The organism is Streptomyces sp. CRCS-T-1, assembly GCF_024442335.1.
Classification (GTDB): domain Bacteria; phylum Actinomycetota; class Actinomycetes; order Streptomycetales; family Streptomycetaceae; genus Streptomyces; species Streptomyces koelreuteriae.
Genome location: NZ_CP101651.1, coordinates 7,645,597 through 7,670,345 on the forward strand (window position 1 = coordinate 7,645,597; position 24,749 = coordinate 7,670,345).

A 24,749-nucleotide genomic window follows, 5' to 3' on the forward strand; every position below is an offset into this window, starting at 1 on the left:
ACCCGCGGCCCCCGGTCACCGGGCCGCGGGATTCGTACGGGGCGTGCGCGGGGTGGTGGCCGCCAGTTCCAGCAGTTCGTCGACCGACCACTGGTCGTAGACGTGCTCGCCGTACTTGGCCGCGAGGACGCGCCCGCCGGGTGCGATGAGGAAGTCGGCGGGCAGGCCGAGCCGGCCGCCGTGCGGGCTGGTCGAGGGCAGGCGCTCCCGTCCGCGGGCAACCTCCCGTACGCCGCTGAGGACCGCGCGGACGATCGGTCCCCAGGCTCGGGGGCTGAGCAGGGCGCGGGGCGACCGCTCCACGCCGAACTCCGTGTACAGCCTCCTGGTGGGGTCGGCGACGACGGCGAACGGCAGATCGGTCGTGTGGGGCGACAGTTCCCCGGCGGGGGAGTGGAAGACCACGACCTCGCGTACCCCGGCGGCCTCGATCTCCCCGTGCCGCCGTATCACCGACCGCAGATGCAGGTTGCAGACCGGGCAGCCGGCGAACCGCCGGAACTGAAGGTGAACCAGCCGGCCGGGGTCGGGAACGGCGACCTCGTCGCCGGAGACAGCGCTGAGCGTGCGTGCGTTGACGGTGGACCCGGGCTCCACCGGACTGCGGGACAGGCGCATCGACATTCCCTCCGTTGGCGTACGGCATACGCCTACCAGCGTAGGCGTATGCCGTACGCTGTCAACCGTCATGCCGCGTCCCCGTTCCCTCACCCCCGATCAGCTCGCCTCGGCCGCCCTCGCCGTCATCGACCGCGACGGGCTCCCCGGGCTGTCGATGCGCGCCGTCGCCCAGGAGCTCGGCATGAGCACCATGGGTCTCTACCGCTATGTGCACGACCGCGATGAGCTCGAACGGCTCGTCGTCGAGCTGGTACTGAACGCCGTGGACTCCGGGCCCCCGGATCCCGACGCGTCATGGCGTGAGCGGATCGAGGTCATGGCGCGGCGTCTGCGCGACACCGTGGGCGCTCATCCGGCGGTCGTTCCCCTGACCATCACCCACCGGCACCACTCCCTCGGAGTACTGCGCTGGTCGGAGACCGTGACCGCCGTCCTCACCGAGGCGGGCATCGAGGGCGACCGCCGGGTCATCGCCCTGCGCGGCCTGCTCGGCTACATCATCGGCGCGATCCAGCTGGAACACCTAGGGCCCCTGTCCGGCCCGGGGACGACAGCCATCACCGAGCTGCCGCCCGCCGAGTTCCCCCACATGACCGAAACGGCGCGGGACGCCCGGAACATCAGCGCGGACCAGGAGTTCCTGGGAGGGCTCGCCCTGCTGCTCGACGGCCTCGGGGCATGAGGCCGTCGGGCTGCCGTGCGCGTCAGGCCGCTGTCCCGACCGACGCATCGGCCAGGGCCGGCTGCGGTACGACGCGGCGGCGGCGGGTCGGCAGGCCGAGGGTCGGGTTGGCGACGCCCCAGGCCGCGCCCTTGCAGATCAGTTCCTTGTAGACGGCGGCGAACCGGCCCGTCAGGGCCGCGCGGACGGCGCGGTCGTCGGCGGTGACGTACTGGATCAGGCCTTCCTCGCGGCCCAGCGAGATGCACTGGTTGAAGTAGCGCAGCGGGGCGTTCGGGAGCTTCCCGCCGGTCAGGCGGGCCGCGATGGCGTCGGCGGCCTGCCAGGCCATGGGGGTGCCGGAGGCGCACGACATCCGCAGCGGCTTGTCGCCGGGGCCCATGGCGAGGGCCGCGTCGCCGATGGCGTACACGTCCGGGTGCGAGACCGAGCGCATGGTCCCGTCGACCACGATCCGGCCGGTGTCGGTGACCTCCAGGGTGGTGGCCCGCGCGATCGGGTGGACGGCGAAGCCGGTGGTCCACACGGTGGCCGCGGAGGGGATCGTCCCGCCGTCGGCGGTGGTGACACGGTCGGCCTCGACGCCGGTGACCGAGGTGTGCTCGTGGACGGTGATGCCGAGCTTGCCGAAGACCTTCCGCAGGTGCCGGCGGCCCTTGGGGGAGAGCCAGTCGCCGAGTTCGCCGCGGGCGGCCAGGGCGATGTCGAGGTCCGGGCGGGCCTCGGCGATCTCGGTCGCGGCCTCCAGGCCGGTGAGTCCGCCGCCGACCACGACCACGGACTCTCCGGCGTCCATACGGGCCAGGCGCTCGCGCAACCGCAGTGCGCCGGGTCGGCCGGCGAGCTGATGGGCGTGCTCGGCGACGCCGGGGACGCCCTGGTCGTTCCAGCCGCTGCCGAGGGCGTACACGAGGGTGTCGTACTCCAGCTCCTCGGTCTCCGGCTGCCCGGGGCCCTGCGTGTCGACGGGGTTGACGGGATCGACGGCGTTGACGGTGACGGTCTTGCGGTCGACATCGACGCCGGTGACCGTCGCGAGCTTCAGCGCGACGCCGGTGCCCGCGAACATGTCGCGGAAGGGCCGGGGCCTGAGGTCCTGCCCCGCCGCGAGCTGGTGCATCCGGACCCGCTCGACGAAGTCGGGCTCGGCGTTGACGAGGGTGAGGGCGACGTCTTCACGGTGCAGCCTCTTGGCGAGGCGGCCGGCGGCGATGGCTCCGGTGTAGCCGGCTCCGAGGACGACGATGCGGTGCTGCATTTCGGGCTCCTGTCTCGAGCGGGACTCGCCCCTTGAACCGGGCAGCCCGCCGTTTCCTGACAGGACCGTGGTGTGAAGCACGTCACATCGTCGTCGATGGTGTCAGAAGACCTTCGGAAGATCTTCAGAAGACCGTGAGCAGGGGAGCGCCGTGGTCGGTGGCCGCCCACTGCCTGGTCGCGCGTTCGAGCTTGTCGGGGTTGACCTGGTTGCGGAACCCGGCGATGCCCTCGGCGGTGATCTCCAGGCACATCACGCCGATGACCCGGCCGTCGAGGACCACCACGAGGGCGGGGCCGCCGTTGGCGGTCGAGGCGTAGACGTCGGGCGATCCGCCGACCAGGTCGCGCTTGGCCTTGCCTGGCTTGAACAGGCCCCGCATGAACTTCGCGACCGCGAGGGCCCCCTCGAACGCCTTGGCACGGGCCGGGACCTTCCCGCCACCGTCGCCGACCGAGACGGCGTCCTGGGTGAGCAGCCGCACCAGCGGCTCGGTCCGGCCGCTGGTTGCGGCCGCCAGGAACTCCTCGACGACCCGCCGGGCGGCGGCCTCGTCGACCTCGGTTCGGGCCCTGCCGTCCGCGACATGCTTCTTGGCGCGGTGGAAGATCTGCTGGCAGGCGGCCTCGGTGATGTCGAGGATCTCGGCGATCTCCCGGTGCGGGTGGCCGAACGCCTCGCGCAGGACATACACCGCCCGCTCGTTGGGGGAGAGGCGCTCCAGCAGGGCGAGGACCGCGTACGAGACCGATTCGCGCTGTTCGGCGGTGTCGGCCGGGCCGAGCATGGGGTCCCCGGCGAGCACCGGCTCGGGGAGCCACTGGCCGACGTAGGTCTCGCGCCGTGCCCGGGCCGAGGCGAGCTGGTTGAGGCACAGGTTGGTGAGCACCTTCGTCAGCCAGGCCTCGGGGACCTCGACGCGGTCGATGTCGGCGGCCTGCCAGCGCAGGAACGTCTCCTGTACGGCGTCCTCGGCCTCGCTCGCGGAACCGAGGAGCCGGTAGGCGATGGCCTCCAGACGGGGCCTCGCCGCCTCGAACCGGTCCACGTCGCTCATGGTCAGGGCCATGACCGGGATCTTAGCCCGGGTGTGCCCGCTGAGGGACAGGAGCGGAGAGCCGCCGCTACCCGTGCAGTTCGCGATACGCGGCGACCGCCCCGGGATGCAGGGGGACGGCCCCCGTGGAGATCAGGCTGCGGGCGTCGAGGAACTGCGTGCCGAGGGCCGGGGCCGGGACGAGGCGGGTGGCGCGGCGGACCAGGACGTGGGTGAGGGCGGCGGCGACCGGGGCCGGGAGGCCGGGGCGGCAGAGCAGGAGGTTGGCGACGCCGATGGTGGGGACCTCGGGGGTCTTCCGGTACGCCCCGGCCGGCACCGACACCGCCTCCAGACCCGACCCCGCCGGGCCGAGGCCGGCCCGCAGCCGGGGCAGCAGACCGGACAGGGGCAGCAGGCGGATACCGGGGTCCGTGTCGAGCCAGGAGAGCACCGGGAGCGGTACGCCCCCGGCGACCAGCAGGGCGTCGATCGTTCCGGCCCGCATCGCACGCGCCGCCTCCGGCATCAGCAGATGCCGGACCCGTACGTCGGTGCCGGGGGTCAGGCCCGCGACACGCAGCAGCCGGTCGCCGAGCACCGCACCGCCCGACGCCGCCGCGCCCAGCGAGAGCGTGCGGCCCGCCAGGTCGGTCACCCGGTGGATCGGGGCGTCGGAGCGCACGGCGAGCTGGACATAGTTCTCGTAGACCCGGCCGATCGCGCGCAGCGGGACGCGGCGGTCGAAGGGCGCGGTGCCGCCGTACGCCGCCCACGCGATGTCCGACAGGGCCGGTGCCACGTCGGCCCGGCGGGCCCGGAGCAGCCGTACGTTGTCGACGCTGCCCTCGCTGTTGACCACCTCGCAGGACAGCCGCGGGTAGACGGCCGTGACCTGGGCGGCGAGCAGTCGGCCGAAGGCGGCGTAGAAGCCGTCGGTCTCGCCGGTCGCGATCCGCAGCTTTCCCTGCGGGCCGTTGTCCGCGCGGCGTGTGTCGGCGGCCACCGAGCCCGCGAGCAGGCCGGTGCCCGCAACGCCCAGTGCGGCGCGCAGCGCGGTGCGGCGGGTCGTGGCGCCGTCGGGGCCGGTCATGCGATGCGGCCCTTCGGGAGCACGATCCGCACGCGCAGGCCGTGCGGGTCGGCCGCCGTGAACTCGACGTGCCCGGCGTGTCCGGCGACCAGTCGCTCGGCGATCGCCAGACCGAGGCCGCTGCCGCGCACCTCACGGTGCCGTTCCGAACGCCAGAAGCGGGTGCCCGCCCGGGGAAGCTCCCCCCTCGCGAGGCCCGGGCCGTCGTCCCGTACCTCGAGCACCGCGTCCGGGCCCTCGGTGAGGCAGCGCGCCTCCACGCGGGCGCCGCTCCCCGCGTACTTGATCGCGTTGTCGAGGAGGATGTCGGCCACCTGGGCCAGCTCGCCCTCCGGACACGCCATGAGGACGACGGGGCCGGGGACGAACTCCAGGTGGACTCCGGCCTGTTCGGCCACCGGCTGCCACAGCCGGGCCTGGGCCGCGGCGACCGCCGTCGCGTCGCAGCACGACTCGCGTGCGTCCGTGACGGCCAGTTCGCCCGCGCGGTGCTCGGCGTTCGCCAGGGTGAGCAGATCGTCGAGGAGATGCTCCATGCGTTCGAGTTCGGACGTCACCCCGGTGTAGGTGCGGGTGGCGGAGGTGCGCAGATGCGGCTGGAGCGAGTCGATGCGCAGCCGCAGGGCGGCCAGGGGGTTGCGCAGCTGGTGCGAGGTGTCGGCGACGAGCCGTCGCTGCTGCTCCAGCGCGGTGGTGACCCCGTCGGCCATACGGTTGAAGCCGGTGGCGAGCTGCCGCAGCTCCGGCGGCCCGCCGGCCCGCGCGTGCTCGGGCGGCAGCCCGGCGGCCAGGGTGCCGACCGCGCGATCGAGACGGTGCAGCGGCCGTACGACCCACTGCGTGGCCCGGCGGGCGAGCAGCACACAGGCCACCGCGAACAGCCCGGCACCGGCCAGGACGAGCGCCCAGCGCAGGGCGATGTCGTCCGCTGCCGTCCGTACCGAGGCCCGCAGCACCACCGCGCCGGACACCCTGGTGCCGGTGCCCACGGGACGGGCGAGCAGCCGGTCGGCCCGCGACCAGGGCCGCAGCGTCCCGCCGGGGGAGACGGGCTGGTTGCGCAGCGCCGCGTCGACGAGCCGGGCGACGGCCGGGTCGGCGGCGCGCAGGCCGCCCGTCTGTACCACCGGGGCGCGGCGGGCGTCGACGACCACGACGGCCTCGCCGTACAGCTCGGTGTAGCGCCGCACATCGGCGGTGAGCGCGCCGGTGTCGTCGCTCTCGGCGGCCTGCTCGGCCAGCCCGGCGAACCGGTCGAGGTCGGCGGTGCGTGCCGAGACGAGCTGCTGGGTGCGCTGCGCGGCGGTGACGGCCAGCAGCGGGACGGCGAAGCCGGCCACGGCGAGGACCACGAAGGCCAGGACCACGGTGAGGACGCGGGTGCGCATGAACAGGGCCTGCCGTGAGAACCGGCTCAGTCGCCGAAGCGGTAGCCGAAGCCGCGGATGGTGGTCAGCACCTCGGGGCGGCCGAGCTTGGCCCGCACCTGGGTGAGATGCACGTCGAGCGAGCGGGACACGGCGAGGAACGCGTCGCCCCACACCTCGTCCATGAGCTGCTGGCGGCTGACCGCCGTGCCGGCCCGCGCCGCCAGCGCGGCGAGGACCTCGAACTCCTTGGTGGTCAGCCGCACCTCCGCGCCGCCGACCGTCACCCGGCGCGCGTCGAGGTCGACCTCGACATCGGCGACGCGCACCGTGCGCGCCGCCGGGGCTGCGGGCGTGGCACGGCGGGTGACGGCCTCGATACGGGCCAGCAGCTCGGCCAGCCGGACCGGTTTGACCAGGTAGTCGTCGGCGCCCAGCCGCAGGCCGCGCACCACCGACCGTTCGTCGCCCCGCGCGGTCAGCACCACCACCGGCAGGGGGCTGACCGCGCGCAGCTTGCGCAGCACCTCAAGACCGTCCAGGTCGGGCAGGCCGAGGTCGAGCAGCAGCAGGTCCGCCTGCCGGTGGCGGGCGAGGACGTCCTCGCCGCGCTTGACCCTGGCCGGCGCGTGGCCGTTGTCGTACAGGGCCTCGGTCAGCGCGCCCGCCACACCGTCGTCGTCCTCGGCCAGCAGCACCCGCACGGCTGCCTCCCTTCCCGCCTCGTCAGTCGCGAGACCGGGAATCGTCCTCGTCCAGCGGGGACGCGTCGGAGGTCTCGCGCATCCGAATGTAGACGAGCAGCGAGATCAGGACACAGGCGGTCACGTAGTAGAAGTACCAGTTCTCGTGCCCCGCCTTCTTGAACCACAGGGCGATGTACTCGGCGGTACCGCCGAACACGGCCACGGTCAGCGCGTACGGCAGGCCGACGCCGAGCGCCCGGATCGAGGTCGGGAACAGCTCCGCCTTCACCACCGCGCTGATCGAGGTGTACAGGGAGCTGACGGCCAGCGGCCCGACCATGAGCAGGAACGCGTACACGGGATCGCTGGTGTGCGACAGCAGCGTGAGCGAGGGCACCACCACCACGGTGCCCAGCACCCCGAACGCGATCAGCAGGGGACGCCGCCCCACCCGGTCGGAGAGCAGCCCCATCACCGGCTGGAGCAGGACGAACACGAGCAGCGCGAAGAAGTTGATCCAGGCGGCCGTCGGCTTCTCGATGCCGCTGGTGTTGACCATGAACTTCTGCAGATAGGTCGTGTACGTGTAGAAGAACAGCGTGCCGCCCATGGTCAGGCCCACCACGACCAGGCACTGGCGCGGGTACGACAGCAGCAGCCGCAGGCTGCCGCGGGCCGGGCCGTCCTGCTCCTTCTCGCCCTCCGACGCGGCGCGCTCGAAGCTCTCGGACTCGTCCATGCCGCGCCGCAGCCACAGCACGATCACCGCCCCCGCGGCGCCGACGACGAATGCGATCCTCCAGCCCCAGGAGTCCATCTGCGCGGGGCTGAGCACCTGCTGCAGCACGATCTGCAGGCCGAGCGCCGTGAGCTGGCCGGCGATGAGGGTGACGTACTGGAAACTCGAGTAATAGCCCCGGCGGCCGGGCGTGGCCACCTCGGACATATAGGTGGCGGAGGTCGAGTACTCGCCTCCTACCGAGAGCCCTTGCAGCAGCCGCGCGGTGACCAGGAGGATCGGCGCGGCCACTCCGATCGAGCCGTACGACGGCGTCAGCGCGACGATCAGCGATCCGGCCGCCATCAGCGTCACCGACAGCGTCAGCGCCGCTCGGCGGCCACGGCGGTCGGCGTAGCGGCCCAGCACCCAGCCGCCGATCGGCCGCATCAGGAAGCCGACGGCGAACACCGCGGCGGTGTTCAGAAGCTGCGCGGTCTGGTCGCCCGAGGGGAAGAAGACGGACGCGAAATAGACGCTGAACGCGGTGTACGCGTACCAGTCGTACCACTCGATCAGATTGCCGATCGATCCACGGACGATATTGCTGACGACCCTGCGTTCGTCGCGACGCGGCTTGCGCGCCCGCTCGGCGGTGGTCTGTGTGGCCATCGGAACTCCCTTGTCTGCGGCCCGGAAGCACACAGAGTCGACGGCCCGAACAGGGCAGCTCAACGCCGGGAGCCAAGTCCTTACAGTCCCTTAGGGAGGTCCCTCGCCACATGGTGACCACGGATGAATACTCAATTATCCTGGTTTGCACTCAATACCGTGTATAGCGATCAGGGTCCGGTGCTTCTTTGGGCAGGATGGCGCGATGACGCAACCGGGAACCACCGGGGACGAGCCGGTGGCGGAGCCGGTGCAGGCCGACGGCGAGGCGGCAACGGCCAGAGCGGTCGTGGACGCACACGGAGGGCTGACCGGGTGGAGCGAAGGTGCACGACGGCTGCTGGGGTACCAGGAGGCGGAGGTCACGGGCCGCTCCGCGACCCTGCTGCTCGCCGACGAGCCGCTCGCCGACACACTGCGGTCCCTCGCGGGGCTGCGCCGGTGGAACGGCTCGGTGAACCTCCGCCATCGGGACGGCCACCTCGTCCGGGTGAGCCTCCTGGCACACCGCCGTGAGCGGCCCTCCGGCGACGGCAGCGGCCCCGAGTGGCTCCTCGTCTCCCCGGTCGCCGGCACCCGCAGCGAACTCGACGAGGACAGCCCGCACGGGTGGTCCCTCACCCAGTCCCCGTGCACCACCGCGCTCTACGACACGGAGCTGCGGCTGCTGCGGGCCAACGCGGACATGGAACGCGTGATGGGCCTGACCGAGGCCGAGATGCGCGGGCTGCGGGTGTCGGAGATCGTCCTCGACGCCGAGAGCGACCGCACCGAGGACCTGATGCGGCGGGTCCTGGCGACCGGCGAACGGCAGCACATGCGAGCCGCCCTGCACCTGTCCGGCGATCCGCGGGAGAGCCTGTGGTCGGTCACCCTGGCGCCGGTGCACGACCCCGACGGCACGGTCCGGGGCGTCCTGCTGTCCGCCCACAACATGACCGAGGAGCACCTGGCCCGGCAGCGCCTCGCCCTGGTCGCCGAGGCCGGGGTCCGTATCGGCACCACCCTCGACCTGACCCAGACCGCTCAGGAAATGGCCGACGTCGCCGTCGGGCAGCTCGCGGACTTCGTCACCGTGGACCTGCTCCCCGACATCGAGGACGACCAGGAGCTGCGCGCCATGACCCTGCCCAGCCCGGTCATGCTGCGCCGGGTGGCCAACCAGTCGGTGCTGCCGGGCTGCCCCGAGGCCGTGGTGGATCTGGGCACGGTCGCCGTCTACCCGAACGTCTCCCCGGCCGCCGAGGTCCTCGCCTCGGGACAGCCCCTGATCCACGAGGTGACCCCGGCCGGGGTGGCCAAGTGGGAGAACCAGGCCCCCGAGCGCGCGGAACGGGTACGCCGCTTCGGCTTCCACTCGGTCCTGGCGGTGCCGATGCGGGCCCGCGGCATCACACTCGGCGTGGCCACCTTCACCCGGCACCGGAACCCGGAACCCTTCACCGAGGACGACCTGCTCCTGGGGCAGGAGATCACCGCCCGGGCGGCTCTGAGCATCGACAACGCCCGCCGCTACACCCGGGAGCGCACCACCGCGCTGACCCTGCAGAGCAGCCTGCTGCCGCAGGGCCATCCCCGCCAGCCCGCGGTCGAGACCGCCTCGCGTTACCTTCCCGCCAGCGCGCAGGCCGGTGTGGGCGGCGACTGGTTCGACGTCATCCCGCTCTCCGGCGCCCGGGTGGGCCTCGTCGTCGGCGACGTCGTGGGGCACGGGATCCAGGCCTCGGCCGCCATGGGACGCCTGCGCGCGACCGTGCGCACCCTGGCGGACGTCGACCTCCCGCCCGACGAGCTCATGACACACCTGGACGATCTGGTGGACCGCCTGTCGGCCGAGGGCGACGACGCACCCGACAGCGCCCCCGACATAGGCGCCACCTGTCTCTACGCCGTCTACGACCCGGTCAGCCGACGCTGCTGCGTGGCACGCGCGGGCCACCCGGCGCCGGCCCTGCTCATCCCCGGCAGCGAACCCTTCCTGCTCGACCTTCCCGCCGGACCGCCCCTGGGGCTGGGCGGCCTGCCCTTCGAGTCGACCGAGATCGAACTGCCCGAAGGCAGCCTGCTCGCCCTCTACACCGACGGTCTCGTCGAGGCGCGCGGGCGCGACATCGACCAGGGGGTCGACGACCTGCTCAAGACGCTGGCCCGAGCGGGATCCTCGCTGGAGAGCACCTGCGACGACGTGCTGCAGGCCCTCCTCCCGGACCGGGCGGCCGACGACGTGGCGCTGCTGCTGGCCCGCACCAAGGCCCTGGACTCACGCCATGTGGCCGCCTGGGACGTCCCCCCGGAACCGTCCGAGGTCGCCCGCATCCGGCGCGGCGTCACGCGGCAGTTGCAGGAGTGGAACCTGGAAGAGGACGCGTTCGTCACTGAACTCGTCGTCAGCGAACTGATCACCAACGCCATCCGCTACGCCGAGCCGCCCATCGAACTGCGCCTGATCCTGGACCGCAACCTCATCTGCGAGGTCTCCGACACCAGCAGCACCGCACCGCACCTGCGCCGCGCCCTCACCTACGACGAAGGCGGCCGCGGCCTGCTCCTGGTCGCCCAACTCAGCCGCAGATGGGGCACCCGCCACGCCCGCCGCGGCAAAACGATCTGGGCGGAACAGGCCCTGTCGACAGGCGAATCCGGCCCGGCCGCGATGTGAGGCCTCCCACCCATCTCCTACTGTGTGCAGCGCGCCGGCCTCAGTTCCAGTACCACCGTGATGTCCACCAGGGGGAACCCATCATGCCGCCCTACAGCCTCGAGAATCGGTTGGTCATCGGGATAGCGTCAAGCGCCCTCTTCGACCTCGCGGAGTCCGATGGTGTGTTCCGGGAGGAAGGTGAGGAGGGATATCGCGTATATCAGCGAGCCAATCTTGGCAACACGCTCCAGCCGGGTGTCGCCTTCCCCTTCATTCGCCGCATTCTGTCGCTGAACGACTTGAACCCGGAAGGTGATCCCCTGGTCGAGGTGATCATTCTTTCCCGCAACGACCCTGACACAGGGCTTCGAGTCATGCGGTCCATAGAATCGCACGGCCTGCCCATCAGCCGGGCCGTATTCATGCAAGGCCGGGCGCCGTACAAGTTCATGCGTGCTCTGCACATGTCCCTCTTCCTGTCCGCGGACGAGGGCGACGTACGGGAAGCGGTGGCCGCCGGGCTGCCTGCCGGGCGGGTTCTCGGGTCCGCCGTCGCCGATGACCCGGAGGACAGGGATCTGCGGATCGCCTTCGACTTCGACGGCGTTCTCGCCGGTGATGAATCGGAGCGGGTCTTCCAGCAGGGCGGTATGGAAGGGTTCCGGGCTCACGAGACCATGAACGTCGCCACCCCTCACGACGCGGGCCCGCTCCGTGACTTCCTGCGTGAAATCAACACGCTGCAGCGAAGGGAGGAAGAACGTCGCAGGGAGGACGAGGATTACGAGATCCGCGTCCATGTATCCATCATCACGGCCCGCAGCGCACCGGCGCATGAGCGCGCCATACTGAGTTTGGAAAACTGGGGAGTGACCGTCAATGACGCGTTCTTCCTCGGCGGCATCGACAAGAGCTCGATCATGGATGTGCTGCGCCCTCATATCTTCTTCGACGACCAGAAGTTGCACCTCGAGGGGACTTCCCGGACAACCCCGAGCGTCCACATTCCCTTCGGGGTGGTCAATCAAGGGGAGAGCGGTCAAGAGGTGAGCGGCCAAGGGGAGAGCCCTACAATCCCACGATCCCGTTCCACCGCTTCCCGAATTCCACCCGCTCCGTCGACGTGATGTCACGCGCGACGGCGAGCCGGCTGCGCATCTCCGCGTCAGGGAAGATCAGCGGGTTCTCGGCGAGGGTGGCCGTCTCCTCGTCCTTGGCGGAGGCGAGGATCTCCTGGGCGGCCGGGACCGGGCAGACGTAGTTGACCCAGGCGGCGAGTTCGGCGGCGACCTCGGGGTCGTAGTAGTGGTCGATCAGCCGCTCGGCATTCGCCTTGTGGCGGGCGAGGTTGGGAATCATCAGGGACTCGGCCCACAGCTCGGCGCCCCCGTCGGGGACGACGAACTCGATGTCCGGGTCGTCCGCCTGAAGCTGGATGACATCGCCCGAGTACGCCTGACAGGCCAGGACGTCCCCGCTCGACAGATCCTTGATGTAGTCGTTGCCGGTGAAGCGCCGGATCTGTCCCCGCCGCACCTGCTCCTCCACCTGGTCGCAGACCGTGTGGAAGTCGTCGGCCGTCCACCGGGTGATGTCGACGCCGTTGCCCTGCATCAGCAGCGCGAACGCCTCGTCCACACCGGACAGCAGCGTGACCCGTCCCTTCAGGTCACTCGCCCACAGATCGGAGACCTGCCGTATCTCCCGGCCGGTCCTGCGCCGGTTGTACGCGATCCCGGTGATCCCGGACTGCCACGGCACCGTGCACTTACGGCCGGGGTCGAAGGCCGGCGAACGCAACTGCGGGTCCAGATAGCGGGTCACGTTGGGCTGCCGCGCCCGGTCCATCTCCTGCACCCAGCCGAGCCGCACGAACCGCGCGCACATCCAGTCACTGATGACGATCAGATCGCGGCCGGTGGGCTGATGGTTCATCAGCGCGGGACTGATCTTGCCGAAGAACTCGTCGTTGTCATTGATCTCCTCGACGTAGTCCACCGATACGCCCGTCCGCTTCTCGAAGCCCTCCAGCGTCGGCCGGCTCGCCTGGTTCTCGTCGTCGGTGTCGATGTACAGCGGCCAGTTCGCCCAGATCAGCCGCCGATCAGTGGCGGACAGATCGGCCGCGGCACGGTCGCCGGGCCGCACATAAGCGGCCGGTACGCCACACCCGGCCAGTCCGCCGAGCACCGCACCGGAACCGACCGCACGCAGCAGGCTGCGGCGGGAGAGCGGAGGGATCGTCTTCAGGGGCATTCGGGCAGCATGCCGCGCCTTGCGGGGCCGAACAATTGACATCGCGTCCGGAAGCCGGGCCGGTGTCCCGACACCCTGTCGAGCGGTGGGCGCCGCCGGAGGGTGTGGCAGTCCTTCTGACCTGCGAATCCATCGGGTCACATAACAGTTTGACTTTACTATCTCTTTTGGATTGGCTGCGGGCTCGACCATCACGATCCGGGGGGATCCCACAATGCACCGCACCATCCGTGCCGCCGTCTGCTCTGTCGCCGTCCTCGGCCTCGCGTTCGGTCTCAGCTCCTGTTCCGAGGCGGTGGACCAGGTCGACAAGGCCGTGGACGAGACGTACGAAGTCACCTACGAGGTGACGGGGAAGAACGTCGACTCGATCGAGTTCCACGGTGGTGGCGGCAAGGCTACGGACCCGAAGATCGAGTCGGTGTCGAAGCCCGAACTGCCCTGGAAGAAGACGGTCAAGCTGCGGGGCATCATGCCGGCGGCGGTCATGCCGGTCGCGGCGGATCCCGAAGGCGCCCAGGTCGCCTGCAAGATCACCTACAAGGGCAAGGTGCTCGAGGAGCAGAGCGCCAAGGGCATGGTGACCGCAGGCGGTTGCATCGCGGAGTCCCCGGTCACCGGGTGACCCTAGGAGGCCGTGGGCGGGGCCCCGGAAAAGCGGGGCCCCGGAAAAGGGGTCCCGCCTTCCGTGAACGGGGTCAGAAGCGGTCCGGGGCGCGATCCGGGAGCGGAGAGCCGGGGAGCGCGTCGCGCTGCTGGTTCTTCCGTGCCTCCGCGTTCGACTCGGCCGTCGCCTCGCAGGTCACGTCCTTCGCCGGGAGCTTGCCGGTGAGCAGATAGCCGGTGACCGTGCCGTCCGTGCACGCGTTGCCGTTCGGGTAGACACCATGGCCCTCGCCGCCGAGGACGGTGAGCATCTTCGAGCCCTTCAGGGCGGCGTGCAGGGCCTGGCCGCTGGGCAGCGGGGTCTGCGAGTCCCACTCGTTCTGGACGACCAGGGAGCGCACCTTGTTGTTCACCTTGGTCGCCGGTTCCACGGACTTGTCCCAGAAGGCACAGGGCTTGATGCTGGACGCGAAGTCACCGTAGAGCGGGTAACGGCCCTTGTCCTCGATGGCGTCCCGCCGGTAGCTCTCCGGATCGCGGGACCACGCGGCCGAGTTGTCGCCGCACGCCACGGCCCAGAAGCTCGCCGTCATGTTGTCGGACGGCGTCTCGACGGCATCGGCAGCGGCGCCGGCGCCTGCCGTGCCGGGCCTCTCCGATCCGGCGAACGCCGCGAGCTTCTTCGCGGAGGCCGGTTCGCCGGACGCGGCCTTCCTCAGCTCCACGATCGCCTCGGTGGCTTCGCGCGGGCTGAAGACCGCCCCGCGCATACCGCTGCGGATGTCATCTCCGGTGACCGGCTGCCCCTCCAGTTCGATGGGCTTCTCGTCGGCCTGCGCGACCAGGTCCCAGAAGGTGCGGTCGACCTTCTTCGGGGTGTCACCGAGGCCGTACGTCTCCGAACGCTCGGCGGCCCACCCGGTCCACCGGTCGAACGCGGGCTCGGCGCCCTCCGCCCACCATTGGATCATCCCCCGCCAGGCGCGCGCCGGATCCACCGCGCTGTCCAGCACGAACCGGTCCGTCCGGCCCGGGAAGAGCTGGGTGTAGACGGCGCCCAGATAGGTGCCGTACGAGTAACCCACGTACGAGATCTTCTTCTCGCCGAGGATCGCCCGGAGCAGATCCATGTCGCGCGCGGTGTTGCGGGTGGTGATGTGCGCGAGCGTGTCGCCCGCCTTCTCCTCGCACTTGGTCGCGACATCGCGTGCCCAGGCGACGTCCTTGTCGAACGTCTCCGCCTTGTACGGCCGCAGCCAGTTCTCCTCTTCCGGCTCCAGACCGCAGGAGACCGGGCTGCTCCGTCCCACTCCGCGCGGGTCGAAGCCGATGAGGTCGTACTTCGCCAGTGCGGACGCGGGGAGTCTCTCCTGCATCCCCAGCGGCATGTAGAGCCCCGGGCCCCCGGGGCCGCCGGGGTTGGAAAGCAGGACACCGCGTCGTTGGTCGGGCGCGGTGCTCTTGATCCGGGATATCGCCAAGTCGATCCGCTTGCCCCCGGGAGCCCGGTAGTCCAGCGGGACTTTGATCGTGGCGCACTCGAACTCCGCCGGAGCGTCGGCTTCGCAGCGCTTCCACCGCGGCTTCTGTTTCACATACCGGTCCAGTGCGACCTTGGACGCGGCTGAGGAAGAGGCGGTCGACGGGGTGGCGGCGGCCGGGGCGGCGGTGGCCGTCGGGGTGGCGAGCGCGGGAGCCAGCGTTGCCGTGACACCCACGGCCAACAGGGGCGCGAGACGTCGTCTGCGCACGATATCGATCCTTCCGGTCGCATGTTCGGACGGGAAAGATCCTTCCGGAACCGGCGACGCGTACGGATCACTCGCTGGGGCTGCACACCCCTCCACCCTGGGGATGACACAACATGCCTTAGTGATACCGGAGTTGTAGGGGGCGGAGGCCCCGCGACGCCCTCAGTCCAGGAGCCTGCGCAGCCAGTCGGTTCGCGCTGCCGTCGCGGCCCGGGTGAGGGCCGCCTCGGGGGCGTATCCGTCGAAGGTGTGGTAGCCGCCGGGCCAGACGTGGAGTTCGGCCGCCGCCCCTGACTGCCAGAGGCGGGAGGCGTAGGTGACGACCTCGTCGCGGAAGGTTTCCGCGGATCCGACGTCCAGGTAGACCGGGGGCAGGCCCGACAGGTCCTGTGCCCGCGCCGGGGCGGCGTACGGCGACACCCCGGGGGTGGCCCGCCTGTCGCCCAGCAGCGCTGTCCAGCCCAGCTCGTTGGCCTTGCGGTCCCAGACGCCGAGGCCCTCCATCTGGTGGGCGGACGGGGTGTCGTTGCGGTCGTCGAGCATCGGGGCGAACAGCATCTGCCCCAGGGGGCGCGGCCCTTCACGGTCTCGGGACAGCAGGGAGAGAGCCGCGGCCAGTCCGCCGCCCGCGCTGTGTCCGGCGACGACGATCCGCTCGGGATCACCTCCGATGTCCTCGGCATGCTCCGCGATCCACGTCAGGCCGGCGTAGACGTCCTCGACGGGGGCCGGATGCGGGTGCTCCGGCGCGAGCCGGTACTCCACCGACACCACGACCAGGTCCAGTTCGCGAGCCCAGGCCAGGAAGGCGTCGATCCCTGACCGGTTGGTGCCGACGACCATGCCACCGCCGTGCACGTGGTAGAGGACGGGGCGACGGCCCGCGCGGGCGACGGGCCGGCAGATGAGCAGGGAGATGTCGGGGGCGTTCGGCGGCCCCGGCACGCTGCGCTCCTCCACCGTGAAGAAGCCGTCGTGGCCGAGCTGTTCGAGGGTGGGCGCGGTCGCACGCAGCAACGCGCGCTGTTCGGCGAGCACCTCGGGGGTGAGCGCGAAGGAACCGGCCTCACCGGCGGCGATCAGCACGTCGGCGAGTTCCGGATCGAACGGAGGTGGGCGCAGGGCCACGCCGACTCCTCGGGGTGGGGCGGGGCGGGTCTACGGGTCGGTCGGGGCAGCGCCGCGCTCAGTCGCGGACGTAGACGAGCTTGCCGCGCACGCCGCGGCCCGACAGCTCGACGAGTGCCGCCGGCACCTCGTCCAGGCGGACGCGGCGCGCCAGCATCGGGTCGAGGCGGCCCTCGGCGGTGAGCGCGAGGAGGTCCGTCAGCATGCCGGAGAGCTGCGCGCGGGACCGTTCGTCTCCGACCGTGTACGCCGCGCCGAGGGCGATCTCGTGCACGGAGGGCGCCATGCCGAACGGCGGTACGGCGCTCAGGTCCGGGCGGCCCGCGATGGCTGCCAATCCGCCTCCGTGCGCCAGAAGGCGGAGGTTGGCGGTGGCGGAGTCGGTGCCGATGGTGTCGACCACGGCGTCCAGACCCCGGCCGTCCGTCAACTCGCGTACGCGCGTGGGGATGTCCTCGGTGCGGAAGTCGATGACCGCTTCCGCACCCAAGGCCTCGACATGCTCGGCGTTGTGCGCGGCCTCGGTGGCGAACACGCGGGCGCCGGCCAGGGCGGCGAGCTGTACGGCGAAGCCGCCCACCCCGCCCGCGCCGCCGGTGATCAGCACGGTGTCGCCCTTGCCGACGCCCAGACGGCGGATCACCGCCTGGTAGGCGGTCGGCCCGGCCGAGGGCAGGGCGGCCGCCGCCGCGGGGGCCAGACCGTCGGGGACGGGGGCGAGGACCGTGGCGTCGGCCAGGCTGTACTCGGCGAAGCCGCCGCGTTCGCGGATGTCGCCGTGGTACGCGACGCGTTGCCCCGGCCGGACGTGTGTCACGTGCTCGCCGACGGCGTCCACGACGCCCACGACGTCCAGGCCCAGGACCGCCGGCCACTCCCACTCCGGGATGCCGTACGCGGCACGCTGGTAGTCCGAGGGGTTCAGACCACAGGCCTCGACCTCGACTCTCACCTGCCCGGGTCCGGGCTCCGGGGTCGGCAGGTCGGCCGGGCGCAACGTGTCACAGGTGCCGGGCCGGTCGAGGACAAGGGCGTGCATGGAAAGACTCTCCTCCTGGTGCGGTGCGGTGCGGTGCGTGCTCAGTGGTCCGCGACGAGTTCGCGCAGGCTCGTGCAGGTCGCGCGGTACGTCTCGGCGAGGGCGGACTCCCGGCCCGGTTCGTAGCCCGCCGCCCACTCGTCGAACGCCACCCGCAGCGTGACGCTCACCGTCTCGGCCAGCAGCCGGGCCCGCGGAGCCGCCGCCTCGTCACCCGTGGCAGTGGCCAGCAGCCGCAGGAACCGCTCGCACTGTTCGGCCTCCCGCCGCAGGGCCGCGCCGCGCAACGCCTCGTCCTTGATGACCAGCCGGCGTACGCGCACCATGCGCCGCACGACGTCGGGCCGGCCGGAGCCGAGTTCGCCGAGGACGCCGGCCACGGCGTCCTCCACGTCCCGCAGTGTCGACGTGCCCGCCACGCGCCCGTCGAGCCGGGCGGTGAGCAGCGCCTCGAAGGCACGGTTCGGCCCCAGCGCGGCGTCCTCCTTCGTCGCGAAGTACCGGAAGAAGGTGCGCTGCGACATGCCGACCCGGGCGGCGATGCCGTCCACGGTCGTGCCCTCGAACCCATGCCGCTCGAACAGGTCGAGCGCGGCGTCCTCGATCTCCGACTCCGTGGCCAGCCGACGGCGTTCACGGAGGTCAATCTTGTCAGTCACAGACATTACGTTAGCAGATGCCTAGTTGTCAGTGACTGACACCGGGATGGGTGTGGATCACCCGCGCCGGTGGCGGGCCGCCGGGTGGGAGGCGGGCAGGCGGTCGCCCCGGCCGAACAGCTTCTGGCGCAGCGTGCCCTCCTCGTACGCCGTCTTCAGCAGGCCCCGCTTCTGCAGCACCGGCGCGAGCTGGTCGGCGAAGTCCGTGAAGGTGCCGGGGCTGGTGACGTACGCGAGGTTGATGCCGTCGACGCCGGCGTCCCGCCAGCGCTCCAGCTCGTCGGCGATCCGCTCCGGCACCCCGGCGACCGGCCGCGTCCAGGCGCGCGCCCGCAGCACCTCGCCGAACGTCCAGGTCTTGTCCGGCGCCCCCTCCACCAGCGACCGCACGAAGCCCTGCACGCCGTTCGTGTCGATCTCACCCACCGGGGCGTCGAAATCGACCTGAGACAGATCGAGTTGGAGGGAGCCCGACATGTGCGCGGCGAAGCCCTCCAGGCTCGTGTGCTCCCGGTAGTCGGCGAGCTTGCGCTCCGCCTCCTCCTCGGTGCTGCCCACGATCAGCGTCAGCCCCTGGAAGAAGAGGATGTCGCCGCCCTGCCTGCCGTACGCCACCGCCCGCGCCCGGACGTCCTCCACCTGGGTGCGCGCGCCCTCCGGGGACACGGCCCCGAGGAACACGGCCTCCGCGTTCCGGGCGGCGAACTCCCGACCCCGCTCGGACGATCCGGCCTGGAAGAGGATCGGTGTGCGCTGCGGTGACGGCTCCGAGAGGTGCGGGCCGTTCACACGGTAGAAGCGGCCCTCGTGGTGGACGTCGTGGATGCGGGCCGGATCCGCGTAGACACGTCGCTCACGGTCCCGCAGGACGGCGTTCTCCTCCCAGCTCCCCTCCAGAAGCTGGTAGAGCACGTCCGTGTACTCCTCGGCCCGCTCGTACCGCTCGTCGTGGAGGGGAAGTCCGTCGAGGCCGAGTCCCCTCGCCGCCGACTCCAGATACGACGTGACGACGTTCCACGCGACGCGGCCCTTGGTGAGGTGGTCGAGGGTGGAGAGGCGGCGCGCGAAGTTGTACGGGGGTTCCTGGAGGACCGACTGGGTGAAGGCGAGACCGAGGTGCTCGGTGGCGTGGGCGAGGGCGGCGACCAGGAGCGACGGGTCGTTGACCGGGATCTGGAGCCCTTCGCGCACCGCCGTGTCGCGGGAGCCGCGGTAGGTGTCGTACGTCCCGATGACATCGGCGAGGAAGAGCGCGTCGAAGTACCCGCGCTCCAGGGTCCGCGCGAGCTCCGTCCAGGTCTCCAGGTCGGTGTACGAGGTCTGGCTCGTGTCGTCGCGCACCCACTGGCCGTGGTTGATGTGCGAGACGCAGTTCATGGCGAAGGCGTTGAAGCGCAGCGGGCGGCGGGGCGCGGAGGCGTCGGTCATCGGGTGGCTCCGGCGGTGGTGGTGGGGTGCGGGTGCACGGCGTCCAGCAGGGCTCGGGTGTAGGGGTGCTGAGGGGCGGAGAACAGGTCCTCGGCGGGGCCCGACTCCACGACCCGGCCGTCCTTCATCACGAGGACGTCGTCGCTGACATGGCGTACGACGCCGAGATCGTGCGAGATGAACAGATAGGCCAGGCCGAGGGAGTCCTGCAGCTCGGCGAGCAGGTCGAGGACCTGGGCCTGTACGGAGACGTCGAGCGCGGACACCGGTTCGTCGAGGATCAGGACGGCCGGGCGTGGTGCCAATGCCCGTGCCAGCGCGGCACGTTGGCGCTGGCCTCCGGAGAGGGACAGCGGATGCCGGTCGAGGGTGTCCTCCGGGAGGCCGACCTGTGCGGCGAGTTCGGTCACCCGGCGCGCGGCCTCGTCGGGCGTCGGCACCGGGTGTCCGGGGCGCTTTAGCCGTACGGCGTCGATCAGCGAGCGGCGCACGGTCCAGCGCGGGTCGAACGCGGAGAGCGCGTCCTGGTGCACGAGCTGGATGCCGTGCCGGCGCGGGCGCCGCTCCCGCTCGGGCAGCTCGCTCCACGGTTCGCCGTGCAGGGTGACCGTGCCCGTGTCGGGGCGGGTCAGGCCGAGCGCGATCCGGGCCGTCGTCGACTTGCCCGAACCCGACTCGCCCACGATGCCCAGGGTGCGGCCCGCCGCGAGCGCGAACGACACGTCGTGCACGGCGTCCCGGCCGCCGAAGGCCTTGTGGATCCCGTCGGCCGCGAGCACGGTCCCCTCGGGGCGCTCGCCGGTCCGGCGTGGGGCGGGGGCGGGCCCCGGCGTCAGGCGCGTGCCCTTGGGGTGGCGGGCGGGGTCCGCGGCGAGCAGGGTCCTCGTGTACGGGTGCCGCGGATCCTCCAGTACGGCGGCCGCCTCGCCCTCCTCGACGATCTCGCCGCCGCGCATCACCGCCACCCGGTCCGCGAGCCGTCGTACGACTCCCAGGTCGTGGGTGATGAACAGCAGACCGCGCTCCCGGCTGCGGGCCGCGGCCAGCAGGTCGAGGATCTGGGCCTGGATCGTGGCGTCCAGGGCCGTCGTCGGCTCGTCCGCGATCAGCAGCGGCGGGTCGAGCGCCAGGGCGGAGGCGATCAGCGCACGCTGGCGCAGCCCGCCGGACAGCTCGTGCGGACGCTGGCCGGCGCGCAGTTCGGGGTCCGGGATGCCGACCTGCGTCATCACCTCGAGGACGCGGGCCCGCCGGGTGGCCCGGTCGCCGTAGCCGTGCAGGCGCAGGGCGTCCTCGATCTCCCTGCCGACCGGACGGAGCGGGTCGAGTGAGACGAGCGCGTCCTGGAGCACGAACCCGATGCCCCGGCCGCGCACCCGGCGCCACCGCCGCTCGCCCCATCCGCGTACGTCCTCGCCCTGCCAGGTCAGCCCGTCCGCCGCCACCCGCGCACCGGCACCGGTCAGGCCGACCAGCGTGCGGGCCGTGACGCTCTTGCCGGAGCCGGACTCGCCGACCAGGGCGACGGTCTCGCCGCGCCGCACGGTGAGGGAGACACCGCGCACGACCTCGCGGTCGCCGAAGCCGACGGTCAGATTCCGCGCGGATATCAACGCGTCATGGGTGTCAGGGGCGTTGGAAGTCATTAGCTGCTCCTCACGTCGAGCCACGCCTGCAGACGGCGGCCGAGAACGGTCGTGGACAAGGTGGTCAGGACGATGAACAGGCCCGGGAAGAACGACGTCCACCAGGCGTACTGGAGGAAGGTCCGGCCGTCCGCGAGCATCGCGCCCCACTCCGCCGCCGGCGGCTGCGCGCCGAGGCCCAGGAACGACAGCGACGACGCCCACACCACGGACTGGCCGATGCCGAGAGTCGCGAGGGCGGCCAGCGGCCGCAGCACATTGGGCAGGACGGTCCGCCGCACGACGCGCGCGGGGGAGTGCCCGAGGCCACGCGCCGCCTCGACGTAGCCGGAGCGTACGACGGTGGTCGCCTGGGAGCGGATGAGCCGCGCGTACCCCGCGGCCTCGCCGATCCCGACCGCGATCGCCGCCGTCACCGCACCCGTGCCGAACACGGCGATGAAGAGCAGCGCGAGCAGCAGCCCCGGGAAGGCGAAGAGGACTTCGAGGACCCGGCCGACGGCGAAGTCCACCCGGCGCCCGCCGAGCGCCGCGCCCAGACCCAGCGCGATGCCGAGGCTCAGGGAGATCGCGGTGGCGCCCAGGCCGATGAGGAGGGACTGCCCGGCGCCGTACACGACGCGCGTGTACACGTCGCGGCCGTTCTGGTCCGTGCCGAACCAGTGCTCGGCGGAGGGGGACCGGAAGAACTCCGCGGGCTTGATGCCGTCCGGGGCGTACGAGGTGAGCAGGCCGGGGACGAGCGCGGCGACGACCACCAGGGTCAGGAAGAGGCCGGCGGCGAACAGACCGGGCCGCAGCCGCGTACGGGTACGGGCCGGGGCCAGAGATGTGGTCAGGGCGGTCACGGTCAGATCTCCCGGGGGGTGCGGACGCGCGGGTCGACCACCGCGTACAGCAGGTCGACGGCGAGGTTGACGAGGACGTACACCGTGGCGATGAGCAGCACGATCCCGGTGACGAGCGGCAGGTCACGGGCGATCACCGCGTTCAGCAGCGCCCGGCCGACACCCTGGCGCGCGAACACGGCCTCCACGACGACCTCGCTGGAGAACAGCGCGCCGACCGCCCAGCCGGACAGGGTGAGCGGCGGCAGCAGCGCATGGCGCAGCGCACGCCGGGCGCGCACGGCCCCCGCGCTCATGCCGCGCAGCCGCGCCGACGTGACGAACGGCTGGTCGAGGGCGGTGAGGAGCGCGACGCGCGTCACCTGCCCGAGATATCCGGCGAGCGGCACGGCCAGGGTCAGCGCGGGCAGGATCAGGCCGACGAACCCGGTGCCGCCCGCGACGGGGAACCAGCCCAGGCGGAACGCGAACACGTACAGCAGCACCACCCCGAGCCAGAAGTGCGGAAGGCCAGCGGCGACCGTCTCCAGCCCGGAGCCGAGGGCCCGCCCGACGGTCCCCTTGCCGGTCGACAGGAGGACCACCGCGGCGCCGATCGCCCAGGCGAACAGCAGGGCCAGCGCGGTGAGTTGGAGCGTCGAGGGCAGTTGCTCGGTGATGACCGTGCCCACCGACTCCTTCAAGGAGGTGGACACGCCCAGGTCTCCGGTGAGCAGCCGCCCGAGGTGCTGCGCGTACTGGACGTACAGCGGCTGGTCGAGGCCGTACGCGTGACGCGTCGCGGCGATCGTCTCCGGCGTCGGATTGGCTCCGGAACCGCCGCCGAGCAGCACGAGCACCGGGTCGCCCGGCACCAGATGCAGCGCGAGGAACGTGACCGTGGCCGCCGCCCACAGGACGAGCGCGGCGCCCGCCACGCGGACCAGGATCCGGCGGTACAAGGGAGGTGTCGTCATCGGGAGCTCACCCAGGCGTCGTAGAGGTAGGGCAGGGACAGGGCCGGTTCGAGGGCGGCGCCGCGCACCGAGCCGTGATGCGCGGCGAGGCGGGTCGTCTGCGGGTACAGGGTCAGCTGGTAGGCGCCCGCGGAGATCAGCCGCTGTGCCTCGCCGTAGAGCCTCTGCTGCTCGTCCGGGTCCGTGGTCGCCTGAGCGGCGCGGAACAGCTTGTCGAGGGCGGGGTCCTTCGCGTACGTCGCGTTGGAGTGGATCCCGTTCCTCGCGGCGTACTCGCTGCCGAAGACGGTGTGCAGCACGTCGGGTGTGTTGGTGTTCCAGTAGCCGTCGCGCAGGTCGTACTTCCCCGCCTGGTAACGGGTGTTGACGCTCGCGGCGTCCAGGCGCAGCAGCTTGAGCTGGAAGCCGACGTCCTTGGCGGTGGCCTGGACCTGCTCCATCAGGGCCAGCTGGTTCGGGGTGATGTCCGACTTGAGGAGGACCTCGGCGGTGAGGCGTACGCCGTTCTTGACGCGGTAGCCGTCGCCGTCGCGCTCGCGCCAACCCGCCCGGTCCAACAGGGAGTCGGCCTTCTGCGGGTCGTAGGGCCAGGCGTTCTCGTGCGCGTCCGAGTAGTGCGGCGTCACATAGCTGAGCGGGCCGCCCGCCCGCCGGTACTGGCCGAAGAACACGCTCTTGAGGCCGTCGGCGACATCCGCCGAGTACAGGAACGCCTTGCGGACGCGTAGGTCGTCGAAGGGCGCGCGGGAGGTGTTCAGGGCGAGATTCGTCGGATTGCCCGGGCGGTCGCGCACGACGACCTTCAGCCGGTCGTCGTGCTCGGCGGTCCGCTGGTCCTCCGGCGGCAGCGCGTCGATCACATCGACCTGACCCGACTGCACGGCCGCGAACCGTGTCGCGGGTTCCGGAATGAACCGCCAGATCACCTTGTCCGCGTAGGCCGGTCCACGATGCTTCGCGTACGGCGGCGGCGAGTTGTAGCGCGGATTGCGGACCAGGACGACGTCCGACTGCCGGTTCCACTTCCGCACGATGAACGGGCCGGTGCCGACGGGCGCCGCGCAGTTCGCCTCCTTGCTCCGGGCGAGGGCCTTCGGCGACTGGATGCCGAGGAACGCCTGCGCGAGCATGTTCAGGAACGGCGAGTACGGGCGGTCCAGATGGACGCGTGCCGTGAACGCGTCGAGCACGTCGGTCCGCTGGTAGGGAGCGAGATAGCCGCCCGCCGTACCGGACTGGGTGTCGGGGTCGACCATGTGGTCGAAGTTGGCTTTGACGGCCGCCGCGTCGAAACGGGTGCCGTCGGTGAACCGGACGTCACGGCGCAGGTGGAAGGTGTAGGTCCGGCCGTCCTTCGCGATGTCCCAGGACGTGGCCAGCCACGGCCGGGCCCTGCCCTTGGCGTCGAGTGCGACGAGCGAGTCCAGGACCTGCTGGGCGACGTACGCCTGCGGCATGTCGCCGGCCACATGCGGGTCCAGGCAGGTGGGTTCGCGGTCCGTGGCATAGGTGAGGGTGCCGCCCTGGGCGGGCCGCGCCGTGACGGACGTGGTGGCTTCGCCGGTGCCGCAGGCGGTGGCCAGGAGCAGAAGCGGGAGGGCGAGGAGGAGACGGGAGGGCGGTTTCACGAGGGGACTCCGGGGGTCAGAAGGAGCTCA

The 24,749-nt window shown here is 71.6% G+C and carries 21 protein-coding genes; 4 read left to right on the forward strand and 17 right to left on the reverse strand.

The features are described from left to right. Nucleotides 1-15: 15 nt before the first annotated feature. Nucleotides 16-618, reverse strand: coding sequence for a peroxiredoxin-like family protein (locus tag NNW99_RS34655; protein WP_215123112.1), 603 nt, complete (start codon nt 616-618; stop codon nt 16-18). A gap of 70 nt (nt 619-688) precedes the next feature. Here NNW99_RS34655 and NNW99_RS34660 point away from each other — a divergent pair, with 70 nt between their 5' ends. Then, a complete protein-coding gene (locus tag NNW99_RS34660) occupies nt 689-1,303 on the forward strand; it encodes a TetR/AcrR family transcriptional regulator (RefSeq protein ID WP_215123113.1) in 615 nt (204 codons plus the stop codon). Nucleotides 1,304-1,325: 22 nt separating this feature from the next. Here the strand turns inward: NNW99_RS34660 and NNW99_RS34665 are convergent, their stop codons facing one another. The 6 genes from NNW99_RS34665 to NNW99_RS34690 all read right to left on the reverse strand — a co-directional run bounded on the left by NNW99_RS34665 (nt 1,326) and on the right by NNW99_RS34690 (nt 8,133). Next, nucleotides 1,326-2,561, reverse strand: a complete 1,236-nt coding sequence (locus tag NNW99_RS34665; protein ID WP_215123114.1) for an NAD(P)/FAD-dependent oxidoreductase — start codon at nt 2,559-2,561, stop codon at nt 1,326-1,328. A gap of 124 nt (nt 2,562-2,685) precedes the next feature. Continuing rightward, complete coding sequence (locus tag NNW99_RS34670) at nt 2,686-3,630, reverse strand: RNA polymerase sigma-70 factor (RefSeq protein ID WP_215123115.1); 945 nt, start codon at nt 3,628-3,630, stop codon at nt 2,686-2,688. 55 nt (nt 3,631-3,685) lie between these two features. Further along, nucleotides 3,686-4,690, reverse strand: a complete 1,005-nt coding sequence (locus NNW99_RS34675) for a TAXI family TRAP transporter solute-binding subunit (protein ID WP_215123116.1) — start codon at nt 4,688-4,690, stop codon at nt 3,686-3,688. Continuing rightward, nucleotides 4,687-6,078, reverse strand: coding sequence for a HAMP domain-containing sensor histidine kinase (locus NNW99_RS34680; RefSeq protein ID WP_215123117.1), 1,392 nt, complete (start codon nt 6,076-6,078; stop codon nt 4,687-4,689). The genes NNW99_RS34675 and NNW99_RS34680 overlap by 4 nt, the downstream gene beginning before the upstream one ends. Before the next feature lie 26 nt (nt 6,079-6,104). Beyond that, on the reverse strand, nt 6,105-6,761 hold the full coding sequence (locus NNW99_RS34685; protein WP_215123118.1) for a response regulator transcription factor: 657 nt from the start codon (nt 6,759-6,761) through the stop codon (nt 6,105-6,107). A 22-nt stretch (nt 6,762-6,783) separates the two neighbouring features. After that, nucleotides 6,784-8,133 carry an MFS transporter gene (locus tag NNW99_RS34690; RefSeq protein ID WP_215123119.1) on the reverse strand — a complete coding sequence of 450 codons (1,350 nt, stop codon included), beginning with the start codon at nt 8,131-8,133 and terminating at the stop codon, nt 6,784-6,786. A 205-nt stretch (nt 8,134-8,338) separates the two neighbouring features. Between NNW99_RS34690 and NNW99_RS34695 the strand changes: the two genes are divergently transcribed. Further along, nucleotides 8,339-10,792, forward strand: coding sequence for a SpoIIE family protein phosphatase (locus NNW99_RS34695; RefSeq protein ID WP_215123120.1), 2,454 nt, complete (start codon nt 8,339-8,341; stop codon nt 10,790-10,792). An 83-nt stretch (nt 10,793-10,875) separates the two neighbouring features. Further along, the gene (locus tag NNW99_RS34700) at nt 10,876-11,901 is read left to right on the forward strand and encodes a 5'-nucleotidase (RefSeq protein WP_215123121.1); all 1,026 of its coding nucleotides are present in this window, start codon (nt 10,876-10,878) and stop codon (nt 11,899-11,901) included. Here the strand turns inward: NNW99_RS34700 and NNW99_RS34705 are convergent. Beyond that, nucleotides 11,843-13,030 (reverse strand): spermidine/putrescine ABC transporter substrate-binding protein, encoded by a 1,188-nt coding sequence (locus tag NNW99_RS34705; protein ID WP_215123122.1) that lies wholly within the window; start codon nt 13,028-13,030, stop codon nt 11,843-11,845. The two genes, NNW99_RS34700 and NNW99_RS34705, sit on opposite strands and share 59 nt — an antisense overlap. Before the next feature lie 214 nt (nt 13,031-13,244). Between NNW99_RS34705 and NNW99_RS34710 the strand changes: the two genes are divergently transcribed. Further along, nucleotides 13,245-13,655 carry an MmpS family transport accessory protein gene (locus tag NNW99_RS34710; RefSeq protein WP_215123123.1) on the forward strand — a complete coding sequence of 137 codons (411 nt, stop codon included), beginning with the start codon at nt 13,245-13,247 and terminating at the stop codon, nt 13,653-13,655. 73 nt (nt 13,656-13,728) lie between these two features. Here NNW99_RS34710 and NNW99_RS34715 read toward each other — a convergent pair whose 3' ends face one another. From NNW99_RS34715 to NNW99_RS34755, 9 genes are all read right to left on the reverse strand, one after another. Continuing rightward, nucleotides 13,729-15,387: an alpha/beta hydrolase gene (locus NNW99_RS34715; protein WP_215123124.1), complete on the reverse strand. Its 1,659-nt coding sequence runs from the start codon at nt 15,385-15,387 to the stop codon at nt 13,729-13,731. A 162-nt stretch (nt 15,388-15,549) separates the two neighbouring features. Beyond that, nucleotides 15,550-16,515 carry an alpha/beta hydrolase gene (locus tag NNW99_RS34720; protein ID WP_215123125.1) on the reverse strand — a complete coding sequence of 322 codons (966 nt, stop codon included), beginning with the start codon at nt 16,513-16,515 and terminating at the stop codon, nt 15,550-15,552. Between the two features lie 58 nt (nt 16,516-16,573). Beyond that, nucleotides 16,574-17,554: a zinc-binding dehydrogenase gene (locus NNW99_RS34725; RefSeq protein WP_215123126.1), complete on the reverse strand. Its 981-nt coding sequence runs from the start codon at nt 17,552-17,554 to the stop codon at nt 16,574-16,576. A gap of 41 nt (nt 17,555-17,595) precedes the next feature. Continuing rightward, nucleotides 17,596-18,213: a TetR family transcriptional regulator gene (locus tag NNW99_RS34730; protein WP_215123127.1), complete on the reverse strand. Its 618-nt coding sequence runs from the start codon at nt 18,211-18,213 to the stop codon at nt 17,596-17,598. Between the two features lie 57 nt (nt 18,214-18,270). Then, on the reverse strand, nt 18,271-19,641 hold the full coding sequence (locus NNW99_RS34735) for an LLM class flavin-dependent oxidoreductase (RefSeq protein WP_215123128.1): 1,371 nt from the start codon (nt 19,639-19,641) through the stop codon (nt 18,271-18,273). Further along, nucleotides 19,638-21,287, reverse strand: coding sequence for an ABC transporter ATP-binding protein (locus tag NNW99_RS34740; RefSeq protein WP_215123129.1), 1,650 nt, complete (start codon nt 21,285-21,287; stop codon nt 19,638-19,640). The genes NNW99_RS34735 and NNW99_RS34740 overlap by 4 nt, the downstream gene beginning before the upstream one ends. Next, nucleotides 21,287-22,135, reverse strand: coding sequence for an ABC transporter permease (locus NNW99_RS34745; protein WP_215123130.1), 849 nt, complete (start codon nt 22,133-22,135; stop codon nt 21,287-21,289). Before NNW99_RS34745 ends, NNW99_RS34740 begins: the two co-directional genes overlap by 1 nt. 2 nt (nt 22,136-22,137) lie before the next feature. Further along, complete coding sequence (locus NNW99_RS34750) at nt 22,138-23,091, reverse strand: ABC transporter permease (RefSeq protein ID WP_215123131.1); 954 nt, start codon at nt 23,089-23,091, stop codon at nt 22,138-22,140. Then, a complete protein-coding gene (locus tag NNW99_RS34755; protein ID WP_215123132.1) occupies nt 23,088-24,719 on the reverse strand; it encodes an ABC transporter substrate-binding protein in 1,632 nt (543 codons plus the stop codon). The genes NNW99_RS34750 and NNW99_RS34755 overlap by 4 nt, the downstream gene beginning before the upstream one ends. Nucleotides 24,720-24,749: the final 30 nt, after the last annotated feature.